Here is a 20,519-nt window from a genome sequence, read left to right as displayed (position 1 = left end):
GGGTCAACCGCCCCGCAGCGCCGCTTCCAGGTCCGACAACTCGGCTGGCTTGACCAGATGCTCGTCGAAGCCCGCCTCCTGCGCGCGGCGCCGGTCTTCGGGCGAGCCGTAGCCGGTGTGCGCCACCAGGCGGATATGCGCCAGGTCCGGATTGCCCTTGAGGCGGCGCGCGACCTGGTAGCCGTCCACGCCCGGCAGGCCGATGTCGAGCACGATCACCTGCGGCTTGTGGCGCAGCGCCAGCGCCTCGATCTCGCCGGCATCGGCCGTGGTGACCGGCTGGTAGCCCATCTCGGCCAGCAGGAAGCCCATCATCTCCATGGCGTCGACGTTGTCGTCCACCAGCAGCACGCGCATGCCGCCGGACTCGGGGCTGTCCGCGGCTTCCTGCGGCGCGGCCGCGGGCGCGCCGGACGCGGCGCGCAGCAGCGGAAGTTCGATCGAGAAGGTGCTGCCGTGGCCGATGCCGGGGCTGGTCGCTTCCAGCCGGCCGCCATGCAGCTCGGCCAGGTGCGACACCAGCGACAGGCCGATGCCCAGCCCTTCCGGCGCGCGGTCCGGCGGCACAGCCGCCTGGGCGAACATGCCGAAGATGCCCGGCAGGTTGTCGGCGTCGATGCCGATCCCGTTGTCGTGCACCGAGATGCGCACCCGTTGATCCTCGCCGTCGCCGCTCACTTCCACGCCCAGGACGATCGCGCCGCCGGCCGGCGTGAACTTGGCCGCGTTGTGCAGCAGGTTGCCGACCGACTGGGCCAGGCGCACCGGGTCGCCCATCACCCACAGGTCCTCGTCCGGCTGGCGCACGTCCAGGCTGTGCTCGCGCGTCGCGATCAGCGGCCCCGCGGTCTCGATCGCCTGCGCGATCACGCCCTTCAGGTCGACCGCTTCGTTGCGCAGCACGATCTTGCCTTCCGAGATGCGCGCCACGTCCAGCAGGTCGTCCACCAGATGGGCCAGGTGGTCGACCTGGCGCGTGATGACGTCGCGCGCGCGCGCCTGGCGCTCGGCCGCGCCCTCGCCGCTGGCGCCCAGCAGGGCCGCCGCGTTGCGGATCGGGCTCAGGGGATTGCGCAGTTCGTGCGCCAGGGTGGCCAGGAACTGGTTCTTGTTGCTGTCGGCGGTGCGCAGCAGCGCCTCCATCTCCTTGCGCGCCGTGATGTCGCTGCTCATGCGCGCGACCCGGTACACCTCGCCGCGTGCATTGCGCACCGGGAACAGGCGATCGCGCACCCAGCGCAGCTGGCCGTCGGCGCCGTGGATGCGGAATTCCTCGTCGTAGTGCGGTTCTTCGGCCAGCCGCTCCCAGCGCGCCGTCATGCGCGCGCGGTCGTCGGCGTGCACGGCCTCGAGCCAGCCGCCAGGATCGTCACGCAACGATTCGGCGCTGCACCCCCAGACCGGGGCATAGGCCGGGCTGACGTAGACCAGCGCGCGGCCCGGCACCGAGAACATCCAGAACACGTCGTCGATATTGTCGGTCAGCTGGCGAAAGCGCTCTTCGCTGTCGCGCAGGTCGACCTGGATGCGGCGCATGCGCAGCAGCGCATTCACGTTGGCGATCAGTTCGTCGGCCTCGATCGGCGCCGCCAGGTAGTTGTCGGCGCCGCCCTCCAGGCCGCGGATCTTGTCGGCGCGGCCGGTCAGCGCGGCCGAGGTCTGCAGAACCAGCACGCTGCTGCTGCTGTCCGATTCGGCCTTGATGCGTCGGCATACCTCGATGCCGTTGATGTCCGGGAGCTTGACGTCGAGCAGCACCAGCGCCGGCAGGTGGCGCCTGACCATCTCGAGCGCATCGGTGCCGTTGGCCGCCTCGATCACGTCGAAGCCGGCGCTCTGCAGGATGCGGGTCTTGGCGTAGCGGGCGCCGTCGTTGTCGTCGACGTTGAGAATCTGGGTCGGATGACTATTCATGATGCGGTTCCATCAGGATCCATGGTCGGTTGCTGCGGTCTATTTGGCGGCGTGCGAGGCAGGGTCAGTGTAAACGTCGAACCCACTCCCAGGGTGCTCGATACGTCGACCCGGCCGCCGAGCAGGTCGGCCAGCTTGCGGCACAGCGGCAAGCCGAGGCCAGTGCCCTTGCTGCGGCGCTGCAATGGGTGCTCGATCTGGCTGAACTCCTCGAAGATCAGCTGCAGGTTGTCGGGACTGATCCCGATGCCGGTGTCGGCCACCGCGAAGGCGATGGTGTCGGCCTCCGGGTCGTGGGCGGCGAACACCAGCACCGAGCCCTGCTCGGTGAACTTGAGCGCGTTCGAGATGAAGTTGCGCAGGATCTGCGAGATCTTGCCTTCGTCCGAATAGAACGGCTCGTCGATGCCGGAGGGCTCGAAGATCAGCTCCACCCGCGCCTCGTCCACCAGCGGACGCAGCATGCCCTTGAGGGCGCGGAACAGGTTCTCGACCACCACCGGCTCGACGTGGGTCTCGACCCGCCCGGCCTCGATCTTGGCCAGGTCGAGCAGGTCGTTGACGAGTTCCGACAGGTCGCTGGCGGCATCGGCGATGAACTTCACCTGCCGTTCCTGTTCCCCGGTCAGGTCGCCGTCCATGCGGTCCAGCAGCAGCTGCGCCAGCGCGCGGATCGACGACAGCGGCGTGCGCAATTCGTGGCTGGTGTTGGACAGGAAGCGCGACTTCATCTCGTCGGCGCGGCGCAGGCGCTCGGCCTTGTCCTCGATCTCGGCGTACAGCGCCACGATGCCGCGGTTGGTGTCTTCCAGTTCCCGCGTCAGCGACAGCAGGTCGTCCTGGCGTTCACGCAGCTCGGCCAGGGTGGCCAGCAATTCCTGGTTCTGCAGCTCCAGCTCGCGCACCGGGTTCGACACCGGGCTGTCCGCCAGGCGCGCGCCGATCTCGGCCAGGCGGGTTGGAGTGACGTGTTCGTGGCGCGGCAGCGCCTTGCGCACGGTCACGGTGGAGGCGCCGGCATCGCCCGGATCGACCTCGCAGGCATCCATCAGGCGGTGCGCGGTGATGATCGCCAGTTCGCGCAGCGACTCGGTCTCGGGTGCGTCGGCGCCAGCCGCGCGCGCCTGTCCGCCGCTGAGCAGCACTTCGAGGTGCTGGCGACCTTCGCTCTCGCGCAACTGGAACAGCGCGCGTCCGCCCGGTCCCTGGTGGCTGGCGCCGCGCGCCACTTCCGAGACGGCGGTGCCGACGCGCACCTGGTCCGGCTGCGAGAAGCCCAGCAGCGCCGAGATCTGGCGCGCGCGCTGGCGCACCAGCACCACGTCCTGGTCGCTGTCCAGGCCGACGCTCAGGATGCGCTGGACCTTGCTCATGCCTTCTCCGCCACGCGACGCACCACCAGCACCATGGCGTCGTCACGGCCGCGGATGTAGTCGCGCATCAGGACCGCCGCGATCAGGGTCGGGCTGCGCCCCCGCAGGCCCGGGTATTTGTCCAGGTCCCAGCGAGTCTCGATACCGTCCGAATGAAGGATGCACAGCGCGCCGGGGCCGAACGGCACGGCGAACTCCTGCACCTTGCGCATATTGTGGCCGACGATGCCGTTGTGCGACACCAGTGCGCGGCGCGTCTCGTCGATCGCGACCGCGCCGATATTGCCGACGCCGGCGAAGCGCAGCTCGTCGGCCTCGAAATCGATGCGCGCGGATGCCAGCGCGGCGCCGCGCGTCGGTCGCAAGGCCTCGTGCGCCAGATGCATCATCTCGCTCGCCCCGAGCGGCCCGCGCCGTTCGAGGGCGCCGATAGCGCCGTTGGCGGCGCGCGCCGCGTCCGGACCGTGCCCCAGTCCGTCGGCGGCGAGCAGCGTCGCGCCGGAAGCCTCGCAGGCGACCGCCCAGCCGTCGCCGCAAGCTTCCTCGCCCCGGATCGCCGTCCACAGCGCGCCCACCTCGACCCCGCAAGGGCTCGGACCAGGCACGTCGCGCCACAGGCGCATGAAGAAGGCGCAACCTGCCCCGGGCGTCGAATACACGTCGAATTCGTCGGACAGGCGGTGCAGCGCGCCCAGGCCGGTGCCGGCGGTGCCGGCGGTCGAGACGCCGTCGACCAGGCTGCCGGCCAGGTCGGCGATGCCCGGCCCCCGGTCGAGCGCCAGCACGTCGACGCCGATGCCGGCCGGCGACTGCGCCGGACCGACGTGGATTTCGCCCTCCCCCGCGTGCTTGAGGATATTGGTGGCCGCTTCGGTGATGATCAGGGCCAGCTGGCCGGCGCGGGTTTCATTGAAACCCAGCGAATCGGCCAGCTTCTGGCCGGCGCGGCGCACCGCGGCGACGTCGCTGGCGTGGGAAACGGCGAAGACATACTGCGGGGACTGTGAACTGATCAGCGTTTCCATTTGACGATCAGCACCGCGGTGCCCTCCTTCGGCCGGCTGTCGATGTCGAATTCGTCGACCAGGCGCTTGGAGCCGCCCAGGCCCAGGCCCAGGCCACCACCGGTGGTGAAGCCATCGCGCAAGGCGCTGTCGATGTCTGGAATGCCTTGCCCGGCATCGACGAACAACAGTCCGATCCCCTTGCGCATGCCGTCATCGAGTCCGTCGAGGTGGACTTCGCCGCCGCCGCCGTACTTGATCGTGTTGCGCGCCAGCTCGCTGGCGGCGGTGACCAGCTTGGTCTGGTCGACCAGCGACAGCGCGATCGCCACCGCGCGCTCGCGCACCTGCTTGCGCAGGCCCACCACGTCCTCGTCCGAGTGCAGGCGCAGGGTCACACGCCCGGTACGGTGCTGGCGGCGGTGATCCAGCAGGTGCGTCTCGAACAGGACGGCATCGGTATGCGCGCCGACCATTATTTAAAGCTCTTTCCGAGCAGGGCCATGCCCTTCTCGACATTCAGCGCGGTCTTGACGCCATCCAGGGTCAGGCCCAGCTCGACCAGCGTGATCGCGACCGCCGGCTGCATGCCCACCACCACGGTGCGCGCGTCGAGCACGCGCGCCATGGCGGCGGTATTGCTGATCATGCGCCCGATGAAGGAGTCGACCAGGTCGAGCGCCGAGATGTCGATCAGGACGCCCTTGGCGCCGTCGCTCACGATGCGCTCGGTCAGGTCATCCTGCAGTTGCATGGCGAGGCGGTCGTGCATGTCCACCTGGATCGTCACCAGGAGCAGGTCGCCCATGCGCAGGATCGGGATGCGTTCCATGTTCCGCGCCTCAGGCGTTCTTGATCGTGATCGACGCGCCGGTACGCTCGAGCGCGACCAGGAAGGCGTCGGCCAGGGTGGCCTTGGTGATCACGTCTTCCAGGTTCACGCCCAGGTGGACGATGGTCTGTGCGATCTGCGGACGGATGCCGCTGATGATGCAGTCGGCGCCCATCAGGCGCGCGGCGGCGATGGTCTTCATCAGGTGCTGGGCCACCAGGGTGTCCACGGTCGGCACGCCGGTGATGTCGATGATGGCGATCATGGCGCCGGTGTCGACGATCTTTTGCAGGATGTTTTCCATCACCACCTGGGTGCGGGCCGAATCCAGGGTGCCGATCAGCGGCAGCGCCAGGATGCCGTTCCACAGCTTGACCACCGGCGTGGACAGCTCGAGCAGTTCCTGCTGCTGGCGCACGATGATCTGGTCCTTGGTTTTCTGGAACACCTCGATGGTGTACAGGCCCAGCTTGTCGAGCAGGCTGGTGATGGTCCACGTCGCCGCAGCCAGTCCCGCCGGATCGTCCGCGAATGCCTGCTGCAGGCGGCTGAACAGCGGCTGCTTGACCGAGAACACGAAGATGGCGGTCTCGCTCGGGGTCGAGCCGGACTTGGCGCGGGTCGAGGAAATCTCGGCCAGCAGGTCGCGCACTTCTTCCCACGAACGGTGGTCGATGTTTTCGAGTTCGCCACTACGGGTGGCGGCGGCGAAGGCCTTCAGGAACTGGTTGCAGTGCGAGCGCAGCTGCTCGCGCGCAGCTGCGTTGCTGCGAACGCTCAGCGCCTCGAGCTGGGCGAGCCAATCGGCGCCGATGGCAGCCTCCTGGTCCAGGATTGTATGGCTGATGCGGTCCGCATAATCCTTCATGCTCATCTGTCTTATCCCTTGAAATGGCGATTGGCGCTGCGCCGGGGCCGCCTGGCCGCCGTACGGGCGAATTCTGTTAAACATCCAACTATACCATTTTCATCTTGAGCAATATGTGGCGCACGGTTGTCTACAGGATATTTTTACTGTCCCCCTGAAAAAACGCGCGCACCAGTGGCCAAACGGCCCGCGCCGGTCGCTCCCGATACGCCCATTCATACAAAACCGGCAACAAAAGCAGGGTCAGGACGGTCGACGACAGCACGCCGCCGATCACCACGGTGGCCAGCGGCCTTTGCACCTCGGCCCCGGTGCCGACCGCCAGCGCCATCGGCACGAAACCGAGCGAGGCGACCAGCGCCGTCATCAAGACCGGCCGCAGGCGCGCCAGCGCTCCCTGGCGCACCGCGTCCGGCAGCGCCATGCCGTCCTGGCGCAGACTGCGGATGAAGGCGATCAGCACCAGGCCGTTGAGCACCGCCACCCCGGACAAGGCGATGAAACCGACTGCCGCCGAGATCGACAGCGGGATCCCGCGCGCCCACAGGGCCGCCACGCCACCGGCCAGGGCGAATGGGATGCCGGTGAACACCAGCAGGCCGTCGCGCGCATTGTTGAACACCAGGTAGAGCAGGACGAAGACCAATAGCAGGGAAGCCGGCACGATCAGGCGCAGGCGCTCGGCGGCCTGGGTGAGGTGCTCGAACTGGCCGCCCCAGGCGATCCAGTAGCCGGGTGCGATGCGCACCTCCTGCGCGATGCGCTCCTGGGCCTCGGCGACGAAGGAACCGATGTCGCGCCCGCGCACGTTGGCGCTGACCACCACCCGGCGCTTGCCCTGCTCGCGGCTCAGCTGGTTCGGTCCCGGCGCCACCTCGAAGCTGGCGATCTCGCCCAGGGCGATGAAGCTGCGCGTGCCTTCCATGCTGCCCGGCAGCGCCACCGGCAGCCGGCGCAACGCGTCGATGTCGCCGCGCACCGCTTCCGGCAGGCGCACCACGATGTCGAAGCGGCGATCGCCCTCGAACAGGGTGCCGGCGGCGCGGCCGGCGGTGGCGGTGGAGATCATTTCCTGCACGTCGCCGATGTTCAGGCCCATGCGCGCGGCGCGCTCGCGGTCGACGCGAATCTGCAACATCGGCAGGCCGCTGGTCTGCTCCACCTGCACCTCGCTGGCGCCGGGCACACGGCGCAAGGCAGAGGCGATCTCGCTGGCGGTGGCGCCAAGCACGCCCAGGTCGTCGCCGAACAATTTGACGGCGACGTCGCTGCGCACGCCCGACACCAGTTCGTTCACGCGCAGCTGGATCGGCTGGCTGAATTCGTAGTTATTGCCGGGCAGGCCTTCGAGCGTGGCGCGGATTGCGCTTTCCACCTCGGCGCGCGAACGCCTGGCGCCTTTTCCAACCCTTGGCCACTCCTTCTCGGGCTTGAAGATGATGTAGCTGTCGGCCACGCTGGGCGGCATCGGATCGGACGCGATTTCGGCGGTGCCGATGCGGGCGAACACGCGCGCGATCTCGGGGAACTCGCGCATCAAGGTAGTCTCGATCTGCTGCTGCATCCTGACCGACTGGGTCAGGCTCGTGCCCGGCACGCGCATCGTCAGCACCGCCATGTCGCCCTCGTCCAGATTCGGCGCGAATTCCGTGCCCAGGCGCGTGGCCATCAAGGAGGCGAGCGCGATCACCACGCCAGCTAACACCAGCATCACGGCGCGGTTGGCCAGCGCATAGTCGAGCGCCGGCGCATACCGGCGGCGCGCCGCGCCCATCACCCGGCTTTCCTTTTCTTCGACCGAGCGGCCGATGAACAGCGCCACGGCGGCCGGCACGAAGGTCACCGACAGGATCATCGCGCCAAGCAGCGCGAACACCACGGTGAAGGCCATCGGGTGGAACATCTTGCCCTCGATGCCGGTCAGGGCGAAGATCGGCAGGTAAACGATCATGATGATCAGCTGGCCGTAGATCAGCGGCCGGCGCGCCTCGCGCGCCGCCTCGAACACTTCCGCAAAGCGCTCCTCGCGCGCAAGGACGCGCCCCAGCCGATGCTGGGCGGCGGCCAGGCGCCGTACGCAGTTCTCGACGATCACCACGGCGCCGTCGACGATGATGCCGAAATCGAGCGCCCCCAGGCTGAGCAGGTTGGCGCTGACCTGGTTGGCCACCATGCCGCTGAAAGTGAACAGCATCGACAGGGGAATCACCATGGCGGTGAGCAGCGCCGCGCGCAGGTTCCCCAGGAAGAAGAACAGCACCGCCACCACCAGGATCGCGCCCTCGACCAGGTTCTTGCGCACCGTGGCGATGGCCCGTTCGACCAGTACCGTTCTATCGTAGACCGTGACGGCCTTGACGCCCTTCGGCAGGCTGCGGTTGATCTCGAGCATGCGCGCATCGACCGCCTTCGACACCGCGCGGCTGTTCTCGCCGATCAGCATCACCACGGTGCCGAGCACCACCTCCACGCCGTTCTCGGTGGCGGCGCCGGTGCGCAGCTCCTGCCCGATCGTCACCTCGGCCACGTCGCGCACCCGCACCGGGATGCCGCGGATGCTGGTGACGACGATATTGCCGATGTCGTCGATCGAGGCGGCCTGGCCGGGCGCGCGCACCAGGTACTGCTCGCCTTCGCGCTCGATGTAGCCCGCGCCCACGTTGCTGTTGTTGCGCTCCAGCGCGTTCACGATGTCGGCCAGCTCGAGGCCATAGGACGACAAGGTTGCCGTGTTCGGCGCCACCAGGTATTCCTTGTCGAAGCCGCCGATCGAGTTGATCTCGGTGACGCCCGGCACGGTGCGCAGCTGCGGCTTGATGATCCAGTCCTGGATCTCGCGCAGGTCGGTCGGCGTGTAAGGCGTGCCATCCGGCTTCTTCGCGCCCGGCTCCGTCTCCACCGTCCACTGGTAGATCTCGGACAGGCCGGTGGCGATCGGGCCCAGGGTCGGGATCACGCCGGCGGGCAGCCCCTCGCGCGCGTCCTGCAGGCGCTGGCTGACCAGCTGGCGCGCGAAGTGGATGTCGGTGCCCTCCTCGAACACCACCGTCACCTGCGACAGGCCGTAGCGCGACAGGGAGCGGAACTGCTCCAGGTGCGGCAGGCCCGACAGCACCGCCTCGACCGGATAGGTGATGCGCTGCTCGGTCTCGAGCGGAGAATAGCCCGGCGCCGAGGTATTGATCTGCACCTGGACATTGGTCACGTCCGGCACTGCGTCGATCGGCAGGCGGCCATAGTTGTAGACGCCGATGCCGGCCATCGCCAGCACGGCCAGCATCACCAGCCAGCGGCGCGCGATCGCGGTGGCGATCAGGCGGTCGAACAGGGTCGACGGTTCGGTCGCGTTCTTAATGTTCATGGCTGCCTTCCGCCTTGCCCTGCTCCGCCTTGACCGCGAAGCTGCCGGCGGCCGCATAGGCGTCGCCCGCGCGCAAGCCCGCCGTGACCTCGACGAAGCGCCCGTCCGAGCGACCGGTGGCCACCGGCTGTGCGACGAATCCCTCCTTGACCCGCTTGTAGACGACTTGCCGCCCGTCCGCCGTCTGGATCGCATCAACCGCCACCGCCACCGGCACGTCGCTCGATCCGGTGACGATATCGATGTTCACCGCCAGCCCCGGACGCCAGGCCGCGCCTGGATTGTCGAGCACCACGCGCGCCTTGGCCGAGCGCGATTCCTCGCCCACCAGCGAGCTGACGTAGGACACCTTGCCCGGCGCCGTCGTGTTCGATGCGATCGAGCGGATGACGGCATCGGTGCCGACCCGGACGATGTCCAGGTCGCGCGCCGGCACCACCACGTCGGCCCACACGGTCGACAGGTCGGTGAGCGTGAACACGCGGGTATCGGCGCCGACGACTTCGCCCATCGTGATGTGCTTTTCGACGATCACGCCGTCGAACGGCGCCCGGATCTTCAGGAGGTTCGATGAACCGGCGTCGCGTGCGCCGAGCGCCTGCAACTGCTGGCGCGCGCTCTGCACGGCAATCCGGGCCTCGTCCAATTGCTGCTCGGCGCGCAGCAAGTCCTGGCGGGGCGATATCTGCTCTTCCCACAGCATTTTTTCGGACGCGTGGATCTTGCGCGCGTAGTCCAGCCGGCGTTCGGCCGCCGCCAGCGCGCCGCGCTGGCCTGCCACTTCGGCGCTGGCGATGCTGGCCAGGACCTGATCCTTGCTCACCTTCTCGCCGAGGGTGGGGTTGACTTCGCTGACCGCCCCGGCCGCGCGCGGCGTCACGTGGGCGGTGCGGTCTTCGTTGAGCGCGATCTGGCCAGGCATGCGGATGAAGGTGTCCAGGTGGACCGGGCCGGCCGTGGCGATCGTGATGCCGGCCACGCCGACCTGGCCGTCGGTGAAGCGGATCACGCCGTCGTCAGCGTGGCCTTCTTCGCCGTGCTCGTCCGCGTGCTCCTGTTCCTCTCGATGACCGTGTTCCCCGGCACCGGCCGGGGCGCGGTCGCGCACCATCACGATGGCCGCGATCAGGATGGCGAGCGCCAGCATGATGGCGATGACCTTGCTTTGCTGCTTGTTCATGGATTCTCCTGCACGGCTGCGTGTCCCAGCAGGCGTGCGATATCGGCCGCCGCGCGATGACTCTCCGCGACGGCGTTCAGGTATTGGTTCTTCGATTGGGCCAGCACGCGCTGGGCGTCGAGCACGTCGATCAGGCCGAACTTGCCCAGCTCGAAGCCGCGGTTGGCGGCGCGCTGGGCCTCTTCGGCGCCGGGCAGCACGTCATCGGCGATCAGCGCGCATTCGGCCAGCGCCGTCGTCAGCCGCCCATGCGCCTGGGCCAGTTCGGCGCGCAGGCGCGCTCCTGCCGCATCTGCCTCACTGCGCGCCTTGTCGACCCGGCGCAACGCATCGAGCACGGCGCCGTCGTTGCGGTTGAACAGCGGCAGCGGCACCGACAGGCCAAGCACTGCGCGGTTGCGGGTGTCCGGCCCTTCGCGCTGGGCGCCGACGATCACATTGACGTCGGGCGTACGGCGCGCGCGTTCGAGCCGGGCCAGCGCCTCGCGGTGACCCACCTCGGTGCGCGCATGGCGCATCGCCGGAGATTGGTCGAGCTGCGCCAGGAGCTTGTCCAGCGACGGCGCCAGGGGCAGCGCTGCGGTCCGCGGCGCATTGATGCTCAGCTGGCGCGCATCGCCGGCCCACAGCGCGGCCAGGCGGATGCGCGCAGCTTCCAGGTCGCGCCCGGCCTGCAGCGCCTCGATCCGGGCGCTGCCCTGGGCCACGCGGGCGCGGGTTGCTTCGACCGGCGACAAGGTCCCGGCCTCGACCCGCTTGCCGGCGGCGCCCAGCGCGCGGCCGGCGAGCGCGACGAGCTCCTGGGCCATGCGCTCGCGCGCCAAGGCCGCGACGACGTCGTGGAAGGCGGCGGCGGTATTGGCGCGGACCTTGTCCCGTTCCGTTTCCAGCGCGATGGCGGCGAGCTTGCCTTCCTGGCGCGCCGCCTCGACCCGTGCGGCGCGTTTGCCGCCCAGTTCGATAGGAATATTCAGGGTGGCGGTCGTGGTGCGGCTATCACCGCCCTCGCCTTCGCGCAGCAGCTCGAGCTCGGGATTGGGCAGCGCCCCGGCCTGGGTCAGCGCGCCCTCTTGCGCGGCCACTTCGCTGCCGGCCGCGCGCAGGGTCGGATTGGCGCGCAGCGCCAGGTCGATGGCCGCTTCCAGGGTCAATGGTATTGATGGTTGCGACCATGCCGCCACAGGCAGGCACGCGCAGGCGAGCGCGAGCGCCGCCAGCAGCGGTGTCAAACGATGTTTCATGATGATGCTCCGAACGGGTGGATGTCCGGCGGGTGCGATGGCGTTGCCGCACATGGCATTGCCGCATTTACGCGGCGTTGTGAAGGTCCCCGCCGCCTCAGGCGCGGCGATGCCGGTCTGGCGGAGGAATCAGGTCGGGGACGTGGGAGACGTAGCGCCGCAATTCGCCGCGCATATGCGGGGCGCCCTTGGGCAATGGGAGATTCGGTTGCGCGGAAAGCACGGCGCTGGCCGACAGGTGGTGGCAGGCGTCGCAATCGTCGCAATGCTCGCCCGGGGCGCCGTCATCCTGGTTACTCGATGGCGGATGCTTGTGGACGTGGTGCCCCGGATGCATGGTCTGTTCGTCATGACTGCAATACGGAGCGCCGGCGGCCCAGGCGGCCTGGAGCGGCATCATGAGCAGCAAGAGTATCAGGAGCAGGCGTCGCATCGCGTCAGGGAGGTCAGATAGCGCAGGGCCGGTCGGCCAATTTTTTCTACCAGCTATTAAATACCCTGTAGCCGCTACAGGGTCAAGTACATTCGTATCGCTCGCTGCGATTCCCGTATGTCGCGTAAGGGAATCGGTCCGGAACTCACGCCGTTGCGTACACCTCTTGCAGCACCTTGACGAAAGCGCGCAGCGCCGCCGGCACGTGGCGATGCCCCGGATAGTACAGCGCCAGCTCGGACGACGGCTGGCACCAGTCCTCCAGCAAAGGCACCAGACGACCCTCCTGCAAATGATCGCGCACGGTCGTGTCCAGTCCATGGGCGATGCTGGGACCCGCGATGGCGGCCTTCCGTCGCGTGATTCCGCGCGCCTTCGCGGAACCGAGTCGCATCGTCGTCGTCGTCGTCGTCGTCGGCAATGCGGCCTAAGGCCTGTCGGGCGCGGACGAGGAGTTGACCGACGCGCAAGTGAAGCGCCAGCTCGACACCAATCCGCTCGGATCGATCGCGCTGATCCCCGCCGCCCTGCCCCCCCCCTGCGCGCGCAAGGTGGCGGGCGGGCGATCCAGGTCTCCATGGACGGGGACGCAGCCGACGCTAACCTGCCAGCGCGGTCTCGCGCGGCTGCCATGCGGCGGCCTGCGGCGCCATCGCGCCGAACTCGTAATCCGCCGCGGCGTGCATCTCCCAGCAGCCTTCCCCGGTCAGCCAGAGCACATGGGTATGGTGACGCAGCACGCCGGCGCGGTGGGCGATGCTGACCAGCGTCGTCCCCTTGTCGCGCAGGCGCTTGTACAGCGACGATTCATTGGCGCTGTCGAGCGCGCTGGTGGCTTCGTCGAGAATGACGATGCGCGGCTCGTGGACCAGCACGCGGCCGAAGGCCAGCCGCTGCTGCTCGCCGATCGACAGCAGTTTTTCCCAATCCAGCACGGCGTCCAGGCCACCGACGCGACCGGCCAGGTAAGGCAGATGCACCTGCTCCAGGATGGAGAGCAGCCGCTCGTCGCTCAAGTCGGTCCGGTCGCTGGGATAGATGAGCTGGCTGCGCAGGCTACCTGGCTGCATGTACGGCTGCTGCGGCAAGAAGAAGCAGTCCTCGCGCGGCGGATGGTGGATCGTGCCGCTGCCCTGGTGCCACAGGCCGGCGATCGCGCGCAGCAGCGAGCTTTTTCCGCATCCACTGTCGCCGGTGATCAGCAAGGCATCGCCGGGTTGCACCGCCAGCGTCAGGTCCTTGATCAGGACCCGTTCGGATTGCGGCGGGCACAGCGTCAGCGACTCGATCTTGAGGTGCGGGCACGGCGCCCGTTGAATACGCGATGACGGATCACATGCCGGTTCGCTCGCCGATTGCGGCGGCGGCAGCACATGGCTCGACAGTGTCTCCAGGCGCCCGATGCCCGCCACGAAGCGGCTCAGGCTTTCGAAGTTGTCGACGATGACGCCCACCGCCGTCAGCACCGCGGTGAAGGCGCCGGCGGCCTGCACCGCACGTCCCACCTCCAGCTGGCCCGACAGCACGGCGTCGGCCAGGATGACAAAGGGCAGTACCAGCGTGAGCTGGCTGAAGGTGCGCTGGAACAGGTTGAGCGCGCGCTGCTTCTTGATCAGGCGCGAGAAATTATGGATGACCTTGTTGAACTTGCCGTCGATGCGCGCGCGCTCCTGCGCCTCGCCGCCATAGAAGGCAATCGACTCGGCGTTCTCGCGCACACGTATCAGGCTGAACCGGAAATCGGCCTCGCGCCGCAGCTGCCAGAAATTCAGGTGAATCAGCGGATTACCGAACACGTACAGCGCGACCATCGTACCCACCAATGCGTAGGCAACCAGCACGCCCACCAGCACCTGCGAGATCGACCACAGGACGGCGCTGAAGGCGACCAGCTGCATCAGCGAGCCCAGGAAGATCAGCATGAAGTGGATGGAGCGTCCGGTGAAGGTGTTCACATCCTCGCTGATGCGCTGGTCCGGATTGTCGATTTCGCGGTTCGCGCCGAGCTCGTAGTATTTGCGTCCGCCGAGGTAGCCGTCGAGGAAACGGCGGGTAAGCCAGCGCCGCCACTGGTTCGCGAACAGGTCGCGCATGTAGTAGTAGAAGGCATAGATCGGCACGGCGAACGCCAGGACGACCAGGCAGGCCTGGACCGAGGTCCAGAAGCGATCGCGATCCCGGCCCGCCAGCGCCGAGGTCATTTCCCCGGCCTGGTCGTTGAGCATGACCGCGAGCTTGGTTTCCACCAGCATCAGCACGATCAGGAGCGCGAGCAACAGCCACGCCCTGCCCTTCTCGTCGCCCAGCCAGTAAGGCTTGGCGACGCTGACAAACTGCTTCCACGCAGCCACCGACAAGGTCGCGCCGCTGCGTCGCTTCTTCGTTGACCCTGGAATGTCGCCAGCGATTCCTTCGTTCGACGTCTGTGTAGGGGTCGTCATGATTCGTGTGGTGCCCATGCCCGGTCAGGTCCGGCCGCAGGACGTGACTGGTACTGCTGTCATCCTTGTCGACAGCGGCGCCCATTGCATCGCGACGCCGGTGTCTGCGGTCCTGTGGGTGTATTTATTCACGCCACGAGCCAAGCATAGAACCGGGAATCGAACCATTCCGTGCGAAAACATACATAACGAACGCCGAATAAAAAAACCGCCAGGCTCACGCACTGGCGGTTTTCTCATTCAGCGGCGAACCGCTCTGCTGCTTTCAGCTTATTACTGCGCTGCGCCCTCGACCGGATCGGCCGCCTTCATCGACAGCTTCAGACGACCGCGCTCGTCGGTCTCCAGAACCTTGACGCGCACTTGCTGGCCTTCTTTGAGGTAGTCGGCCACCGCGTTGACGCGCTCGTTGGCGATCTGCGAGATGTGCAGCAGGCCGTCTTTACCAGGCATGACTTGCACGATCGCGCCGAAGTCCAGCAGCTTGAGCACGGTGCCGTCGTAGGTCTTGCCCACTTCGACCGATGCGGTCAGCTCTTCGATGCGGCGCTTGGCTTCCTGGCCGGCGGCGGCGTCGACCGACGCGATGGTCACGATGCCTTCGTCGGTGATGTCGATCTGGGTGCCGGTTTCTTCGGTCAGCGCGCGGATGACGGCGCCGCCCTTGCCGATCACGTCACGGATCTTTTCAGGATTGATGCGGATGGTGATCAGGCGCGGTGCGAAGTCCGACAGCTCGGTCTTCACGGTCGGCATGGCCTTCTGCATTTCGCCCAGGATGTGCTGGCGGCCTTCCTTGGCTTGCGCCAGCGCCACTTGCATGATCTCCTTGGTGATGCCCTGGATCTTGATGTCCATCTGCAGCGCGGTGATGCCCTGCGCGGTGCCGGCCACCTTGAAGTCCATGTCGCCCAGGTGGTCTTCGTCGCCCAAGATGTCGGTGAGCACGGCGAACTTGCCGCCTTCCTTGATCAGGCCCATGGCGATGCCGGCCACGTGGGCCTTCATCGGCACGCCGGCGTCCATCAGCGCCAGGCAGCCGCCGCAGACCGACGCCATCGACGACGAACCGTTCGATTCGGTGATTTCCGACACCAGGCGCACCGAGTAGCTGAAATCTTCAGGGTTGGGCAGTGCGGCGACCAGCGCGCGCTTGGCCAGGCGGCCGTGGCCGACTTCGCGGCGCTTCGGGGTGCCCACGCGACCGGTTTCGCCGGTGGCGAACGGAGGCATGTTGTAGTGCATCATGAAGTCGTCGGTGTACTCGCCCATCAGCGCGTCGATCTTCTGGCTGTCGCGGGCGGTGCCGAGGGTGGCGACCACCAGTGCCTGGGTCTCGCCGCGGGTGAACAGGGCCGAGCCGTGGGTGCGCGGCAGGACGCTCGAGCGGATCGAGATCGGACGCACGGTGCGGGTGTCGCGGCCGTCGATGCGTGGCTCGCCGTCCAGGATCTGCGAACGCACGACCTTGGCTTCCATGTCGAACAGAATGTTGCCGACGTCGCCAGCATCGGCGGCGATGCCTTGTGCCGACAGCTCGGCCATCACTTCCGACGACAGCGACTTCAGCTTCTGCTGGCGCGCCGATTTTTCGCGGGTCTGGTAGGCGTCACGGACCTTGGCGCCGGCCAGTTCGCCAACGCGGGCGATCAGTTCTTCGTTCTTTGGCGCCGGCGCCCATTCGACTTCCGGCTTGCCGCCTTCGGCGACCAGGTCGTGGATCGCGTCGATCACGGCCTTCATTTGCTCGTGGCCGAACACGACCGCGCCGAGCATGACTTCTTCGGACAGTTGCTTGGCTTCCGATTCCACCATCAGGACGGCGGTTTCGGTGCCGGCCACGACCAGGTCCATCTGCGAGGTTTTCAGCTCGGTGGTGGTCGGGTTCAGGATGTACTGGCCATTCGCGTAGCCGACGCGCGCGGCGCCGATCGGACCGGCGAACGGGATGCCGGCGATGCACAGGGCAGCCGAGGCGCCGATCATCGATGGGATGTCCGGATCGATTTCAGGGTTGACCGACAGCACGTGGATGATGACCTGGACTTCGTTCAGGTAGCCTTCCGGGAACAGCGGACGGATCGGACGGTCGATCAGGCGCGAGGTCAGCGTTTCTTTTTCTGAAGGACGGCCTTCACGCTTGAAGAAACCGCCAGGGATCTTACCCGCAGCGTACGTTTTCTCCATGTAGTCGACGGTCAGCGGGAAGAAATCCTGGCCCGGCTTGGCGTCCTTGCGTGCAACCACGGTTGCCAGGATGACGGTGTCTTCGACCGACACGACGACGGCGCCGCTTGCCTGGCGCGCGATTTCACCCGTCTCCAGGGTGACCGTGTGTTGACCGTACTGGAAGGTTTTCGTAACTTTATTAAACATTGGGTAATCCCTTTCATTTTACCGACAGATTTTCAGGAGCTGTCGTTCACCTCTCACCACGGGCCACAGAGAAGTGGCCTTGCAACAAACAACAAGACGGCCAAAACGAAAAATGCCCGCGTCAGACAACTGGCGCAGGCATTTTTGACTAAACCGTCTGAAGCAAGAACTTGCGATTACTTACGCAGGCCCAGCTTGGCGATCAGGTCGCGATAACGATTCAGGTCTTTGTTCTTCAGGTAAGCCAGCAGGCTCTTACGGCGGTTGACCATCATGATCAGACCACGACGCGAGTGGTGATCCTTCTGGTGTGCCTTGAAGTGGCCGTTCAGTTCGTTGATGCGTGCGGTCAGCAGTGCGACCTGGACTTCCGGCGAACCGGTATCGTTTTGGCCACGTGCATTGTCCGCGATGATTGCGGCTTTGTTGATGTTTTCAACCGACATGATGTTACCTTTCACATGCGGTGCAAGAGTCGGAACCCCAGGCACCGTGATTGATCAAATAGCTGTCCGGATTGGACAGACCCGCCAGTATAGTGCAAAACGCCGGCGCGAACCAGCGTTTGCTGTCTTCCTTCGGCGATTGGACAGGGCGTCTCCTGACTGGCAAGCTCGACACGGGGTGACAATCATGAACAATATAAACAAATTGACAACACTGGCCACCGTCCTGCTGCTGGCCAGCTGCGCCATCCGTCAGGCGCCGACGCCCGGCGATCCGCAGGACGTCGTCCAGTCCAAGATGGGCGCGCCCACCGCGATCTACACCGACGGCGCGCAACGCACCCTGGAGTACTCTACCGGCCCCATGGGCCAATACACCTGGATGGCCCACCTGAGCCCGGATGGCCGCCTCACCTCCTACGAGCAAGTCCTGACAAGCGAGAAATTTGCTACAGTCAAGATTGACCATGCGACCAAGGACGACATGCTGCGCACCTTCGGCCACCCGGCCGAGCGCTCGCGCGTCGCCATGCACGACGATGAGGTATGGTCATATCGCTACAAGGAAGCCGGCGTGTGGAATTCATTGATGCATGTCCATTTTGACGGGCAAGGCGTGGTGCGCCAGATGATGAATGCGTCCGATCCGATGTACAACCCACAGGATCGCGGCATCTGGTGAGTGCCGCACCGATTAAAAAACAATGATCAATCGAACAATATTCATCGCCGCCTTGCTGTTGACGGCATGCGCCATGCGCACGCCGCCGAATCCTGGCGACACGCAGGATGTGATCCAGGCCAAGATGGGGAAGCCAACCGCGGTGTATGCCGACGGCGCGTCTCGTACGCTCGAATACGCCACCGGCCCCATGGGCCAGAACACCTGGATGGCGCGCCTCGGCCCGGATGGCCGCCTGCTCTCATACGAGCAGGTGCTCACGAGCGAGAAATTTGCCACGATTAAAATCGATCATGCGACCAAGGAGCAGGTATTGCACACCGTCGGCCGCCCCGCCGAGCGATCGCATGTCGCCATGAAGGATTATGAAGTCTGGTCTTATCGCTACAAGGAGGCCGGCGTCTGGAATTCGCTGATGCACGTCCACTTCGACGGGCAAGGCGTCGTGCGCCAGATGATGAATGCGCCCGATCCGATGTACGAACCGCGCGACCGCTTCGGTTTCTGAGCGCTACTTTGCCGGAGCGGCCGGAGAGGTGTGTCGACCGCCGTCGCTGCGCACGAAATCCTCGATCGCGTCCAGGCTTGGCGCCAGCCGGCTCAGCGTGGACGAGAGCGTGGCGACCAGGGTGGCGTGGTTGACGTTGTCGTAGTACTCCTCGCGCACGGGAACGCCGGCGTTGCGCATCCTGGCCGCCAGCACACCGGTATTGCGTTCCGGGTTCACCGTCGTGTCGTTGCGGGCGGCGATCAGCAACGCCGGGGGCGCCCCGGCCGTGACGTGAGCGACCGGCTGCGAGTCGGCAGGCGTATCGGGATAGTGGAAAACCGGACGCGTGGTCTCGTTCTCGACGGGCAAGAAGTTATACGGACCCGCCATGCCGATCCAGCCGCGCAGGATGCCGGGACCACTTCCCTGTTCGCGCAGCCAGCGTGGATCGAGCGCCAGCATCGCCGCGTTGTAGGCGCCGGCGCTGTGCCCCATGACGAACAGGCGTTTCGGATCGCCGCCATAGGCCGCGATCCGGCGTTCGGTCCAGACGACGGCGCGCGCGCCATCGTGCAGGAAGTCGGGATAGCTGGCCTGCGGATACAGGCGATAATCGGGAATCACCACCACGAATCCGCGCTTGGCCAGCGAACGGCCGACGAAGGCATAATCGTCGCGCTCTCCGCTGACCCAATTGCCACCATAAAAGAAGACGATCACCGGCGCCTTGCCAGCGCCAGAGGCAGGCCGGTAGATGGACAGCACGTGGCGCTGCTCGGGACCGAAGGCGGCCGTCGCGACCGAACGCGCCGTTCCCCCCGGAGACACCGCATTGACCAGGGTAAGCGGCGAACAGGCGCTCAGGGCGCCCGCCAGGACGAAGACGGCCAGCGCCGCCGTCACGGCAGCGGGCGTCTTCGTCGACAGCAAACGGCAGCTACGCACGGGAATTCAGCGGCGCACGTCGTCCGGCTCGTCGTCGAGCGGAATGATGCTGACCGGCTTGCCTTTCGCCTTCTGCCAGACATACACGGCATAGCCCGACAGACCATACACCACGAAGATCGGCCACAGCACCTTGGGCGGATCGATCGCCAGCAGCGCCAGCACCAGCGCAATCAGGAACACCGCGATGAACGGCACCGACTTCCTGAAATTGATGTCCTTGAAACTATAGAACGGTACGTTGGACACCATGGTCAGGCCGGCGAACACGGCGATGCACCAGGACACCCAATCCACCTTGCGCGCGCTGACGCTGATGTCGGGGTCGATCATCATCATGATGAAGCCGATCACCAGCGCCGCAGCGGCCGGGCTCGGCAAGCCCTGGAAGAAGCGCTTGTCGACCACCTGGATATTGGTGTTGAAGCGCGCCAGGCGCAGCGCGGCGCAGGCGCAGTAGATGAAGGCCGCGATCCAGCCCAGCTTGCCAAGACCGCGCAACGACCATTCATAGATCACCAGCGCCGGCGCGGCGCCGAACGACACCATGTCGGCGAGGCTGTCGTATTGCGCGCCGAATTCGGACTGGGTATTGGTCAGGCGCGCGATGCGTCCATCCAGGCCGTCGAGGATCATGGCGATGAACACGGCCCAGCAGGCATGCTCGAACCGTTGGTTCATCGCCATGACGATGGCGTAGAAGCCGCAGAACAGGGCCGCGGTGGTGAACGCATTGGGCAGCAGGTAGATGCCGCGGCCGCGTTCGCCGACCTGGCGGTCTTCCGCGCGGCGGCCGAAACGCTTTTTCAGCCGGGAAAATCGTGGCCCCTTTGGCGTTGTCCCTGGTGTTCTTCTTCGTGGAAAGGTTGGCATAAGGAATCGTATTCAAGGTAGTCGCCGAGCGACAGTTCCCCCACATTATAGAGGTGGGGA

At 66.4% G+C, this 20,519-nt stretch carries 19 protein-coding genes; 3 read left to right on the top strand and 16 right to left on the bottom strand.

Annotated features, from left to right (window positions below; all coding sequences use genetic code 11):
• Positions 1-3 precede the first annotated feature (3 nt).
• The 11 genes from DIR46_RS21440 to DIR46_RS21390 all read right to left on the bottom strand — a co-directional run bounded on the left by DIR46_RS21440 (position 4) and on the right by DIR46_RS21390 (position 12,510).
• Positions 4-1,914, bottom strand: coding sequence for a hybrid sensor histidine kinase/response regulator (locus DIR46_RS21440; RefSeq protein WP_109347052.1), 1,911 nt, complete (start codon positions 1,912-1,914; stop codon positions 4-6).
• Entirely contained in the window at positions 1,911-3,287 is a 1,377-nt protein-coding gene (locus DIR46_RS21435) for an ATP-binding protein (RefSeq protein WP_109347051.1), read from the bottom strand. The genes DIR46_RS21440 and DIR46_RS21435 overlap by 4 nt, the downstream gene beginning before the upstream one ends.
• On the bottom strand, positions 3,284-4,312 hold the full coding sequence (locus tag DIR46_RS21430) for an ATP-binding SpoIIE family protein phosphatase (RefSeq protein WP_109347050.1): 1,029 nt from the start codon (positions 4,310-4,312) through the stop codon (positions 3,284-3,286). Before DIR46_RS21430 ends, DIR46_RS21435 begins: the two co-directional genes overlap by 4 nt.
• On the bottom strand, positions 4,300-4,767 hold the full coding sequence (locus DIR46_RS21425; protein ID WP_205289018.1) for an anti-sigma regulatory factor: 468 nt from the start codon (positions 4,765-4,767) through the stop codon (positions 4,300-4,302). Before DIR46_RS21425 ends, DIR46_RS21430 begins: the two co-directional genes overlap by 13 nt.
• The gene (locus tag DIR46_RS21420) at positions 4,767-5,123 is read right to left on the bottom strand and encodes an STAS domain-containing protein (protein ID WP_109347049.1); all 357 of its coding nucleotides are present in this window, start codon (positions 5,121-5,123) and stop codon (positions 4,767-4,769) included. Before DIR46_RS21420 ends, DIR46_RS21425 begins: the two co-directional genes overlap by 1 nt.
• A 10-nt stretch (positions 5,124-5,133) precedes the next feature.
• Positions 5,134-5,997: an STAS domain-containing protein gene (locus DIR46_RS21415; RefSeq protein WP_109347048.1), complete on the bottom strand. Its 864-nt coding sequence runs from the start codon at positions 5,995-5,997 to the stop codon at positions 5,134-5,136.
• A gap of 124 nt (positions 5,998-6,121) precedes the next feature.
• Positions 6,122-9,319, bottom strand: a complete 3,198-nt coding sequence (locus DIR46_RS21410; RefSeq protein WP_162819657.1) for an efflux RND transporter permease subunit — start codon at positions 9,317-9,319, stop codon at positions 6,122-6,124.
• A 22-nt stretch (positions 9,320-9,341) separates the two neighbouring features.
• Entirely contained in the window at positions 9,342-10,532 is a 1,191-nt protein-coding gene (locus DIR46_RS21405; protein ID WP_109347046.1) for an efflux RND transporter periplasmic adaptor subunit, read from the bottom strand.
• Positions 10,529-11,773 carry a TolC family protein gene (locus tag DIR46_RS21400; protein ID WP_109347045.1) on the bottom strand — a complete coding sequence of 415 codons (1,245 nt, stop codon included), beginning with the start codon at positions 11,771-11,773 and terminating at the stop codon, positions 10,529-10,531. The genes DIR46_RS21405 and DIR46_RS21400 overlap by 4 nt, the downstream gene beginning before the upstream one ends.
• A 97-nt stretch (positions 11,774-11,870) precedes the next feature.
• The gene (locus DIR46_RS26765) at positions 11,871-12,206 is read right to left on the bottom strand and encodes a DUF2946 family protein (RefSeq protein ID WP_162819587.1); all 336 of its coding nucleotides are present in this window, start codon (positions 12,204-12,206) and stop codon (positions 11,871-11,873) included.
• 145 nt (positions 12,207-12,351) lie between these two features.
• Positions 12,352-12,510 carry a LysR substrate-binding domain-containing protein gene (locus DIR46_RS21390; RefSeq protein ID WP_229446347.1) on the bottom strand — a complete coding sequence of 53 codons (159 nt, stop codon included), beginning with the start codon at positions 12,508-12,510 and terminating at the stop codon, positions 12,352-12,354.
• Between the two features lie 4 nt (positions 12,511-12,514).
• Here DIR46_RS21390 and DIR46_RS27645 point away from each other — a divergent pair, with 4 nt between their 5' ends.
• On the top strand, positions 12,515-12,637 hold the full coding sequence (locus DIR46_RS27645) for a hypothetical protein (RefSeq protein ID WP_282433159.1): 123 nt from the start codon (positions 12,515-12,517) through the stop codon (positions 12,635-12,637).
• Positions 12,638-12,805: 168 nt separating this feature from the next.
• Here DIR46_RS27645 and DIR46_RS21385 read toward each other — a convergent pair whose 3' ends face one another.
• The 3 genes from DIR46_RS21385 to rpsO form a co-directional block, all read right to left on the bottom strand.
• Positions 12,806-14,647, bottom strand: a complete 1,842-nt coding sequence (locus tag DIR46_RS21385) for an ABC transporter ATP-binding protein/permease (RefSeq protein WP_109347043.1) — start codon at positions 14,645-14,647, stop codon at positions 12,806-12,808.
• Between the two features lie 273 nt (positions 14,648-14,920).
• Positions 14,921-17,023, bottom strand: a complete 2,103-nt coding sequence (gene pnp / locus DIR46_RS21380) for a polyribonucleotide nucleotidyltransferase (protein WP_109347042.1) — start codon at positions 17,021-17,023, stop codon at positions 14,921-14,923.
• 176 nt (positions 17,024-17,199) lie between these two features.
• Positions 17,200-17,469 carry a 30S ribosomal protein S15 gene (gene rpsO, locus DIR46_RS21375; protein WP_005666365.1) on the bottom strand — a complete coding sequence of 90 codons (270 nt, stop codon included), beginning with the start codon at positions 17,467-17,469 and terminating at the stop codon, positions 17,200-17,202.
• A 187-nt stretch (positions 17,470-17,656) separates the two neighbouring features.
• Here rpsO and DIR46_RS21370 point away from each other — a divergent pair, with 187 nt between their 5' ends.
• Positions 17,657-18,151: a hypothetical protein gene (locus DIR46_RS21370; RefSeq protein ID WP_109347041.1), complete on the top strand. Its 495-nt coding sequence runs from the start codon at positions 17,657-17,659 to the stop codon at positions 18,149-18,151.
• Positions 18,152-18,173: 22 nt separating this feature from the next.
• On the top strand, positions 18,174-18,659 hold the full coding sequence (gene bamE / locus DIR46_RS21365) for an outer membrane protein assembly factor BamE domain-containing protein (RefSeq protein WP_109347040.1): 486 nt from the start codon (positions 18,174-18,176) through the stop codon (positions 18,657-18,659).
• Between the two features lie 3 nt (positions 18,660-18,662).
• On the opposite strand, the gene DIR46_RS21360 is transcribed toward bamE, so the two are convergent.
• A complete protein-coding gene (locus DIR46_RS21360) occupies positions 18,663-19,592 on the bottom strand; it encodes an alpha/beta hydrolase (RefSeq protein WP_109347039.1) in 930 nt (309 codons plus the stop codon).
• Entirely contained in the window at positions 19,593-20,459 is an 867-nt protein-coding gene (gene pssA / locus DIR46_RS21355) for a CDP-diacylglycerol--serine O-phosphatidyltransferase (RefSeq protein ID WP_109347038.1), read from the bottom strand.
• Positions 20,460-20,519: the final 60 nt, after the last annotated feature.

Origin of the sequence: Massilia oculi (assembly GCF_003143515.1) — a bacterium.
Classification (GTDB): domain Bacteria; phylum Pseudomonadota; class Gammaproteobacteria; order Burkholderiales; family Burkholderiaceae_D; genus Telluria; species Telluria oculi.
The sequence above is the reverse complement of the archived record's forward strand: the minus strand, read 5'-3'. Positions and strand labels throughout refer to the sequence as shown.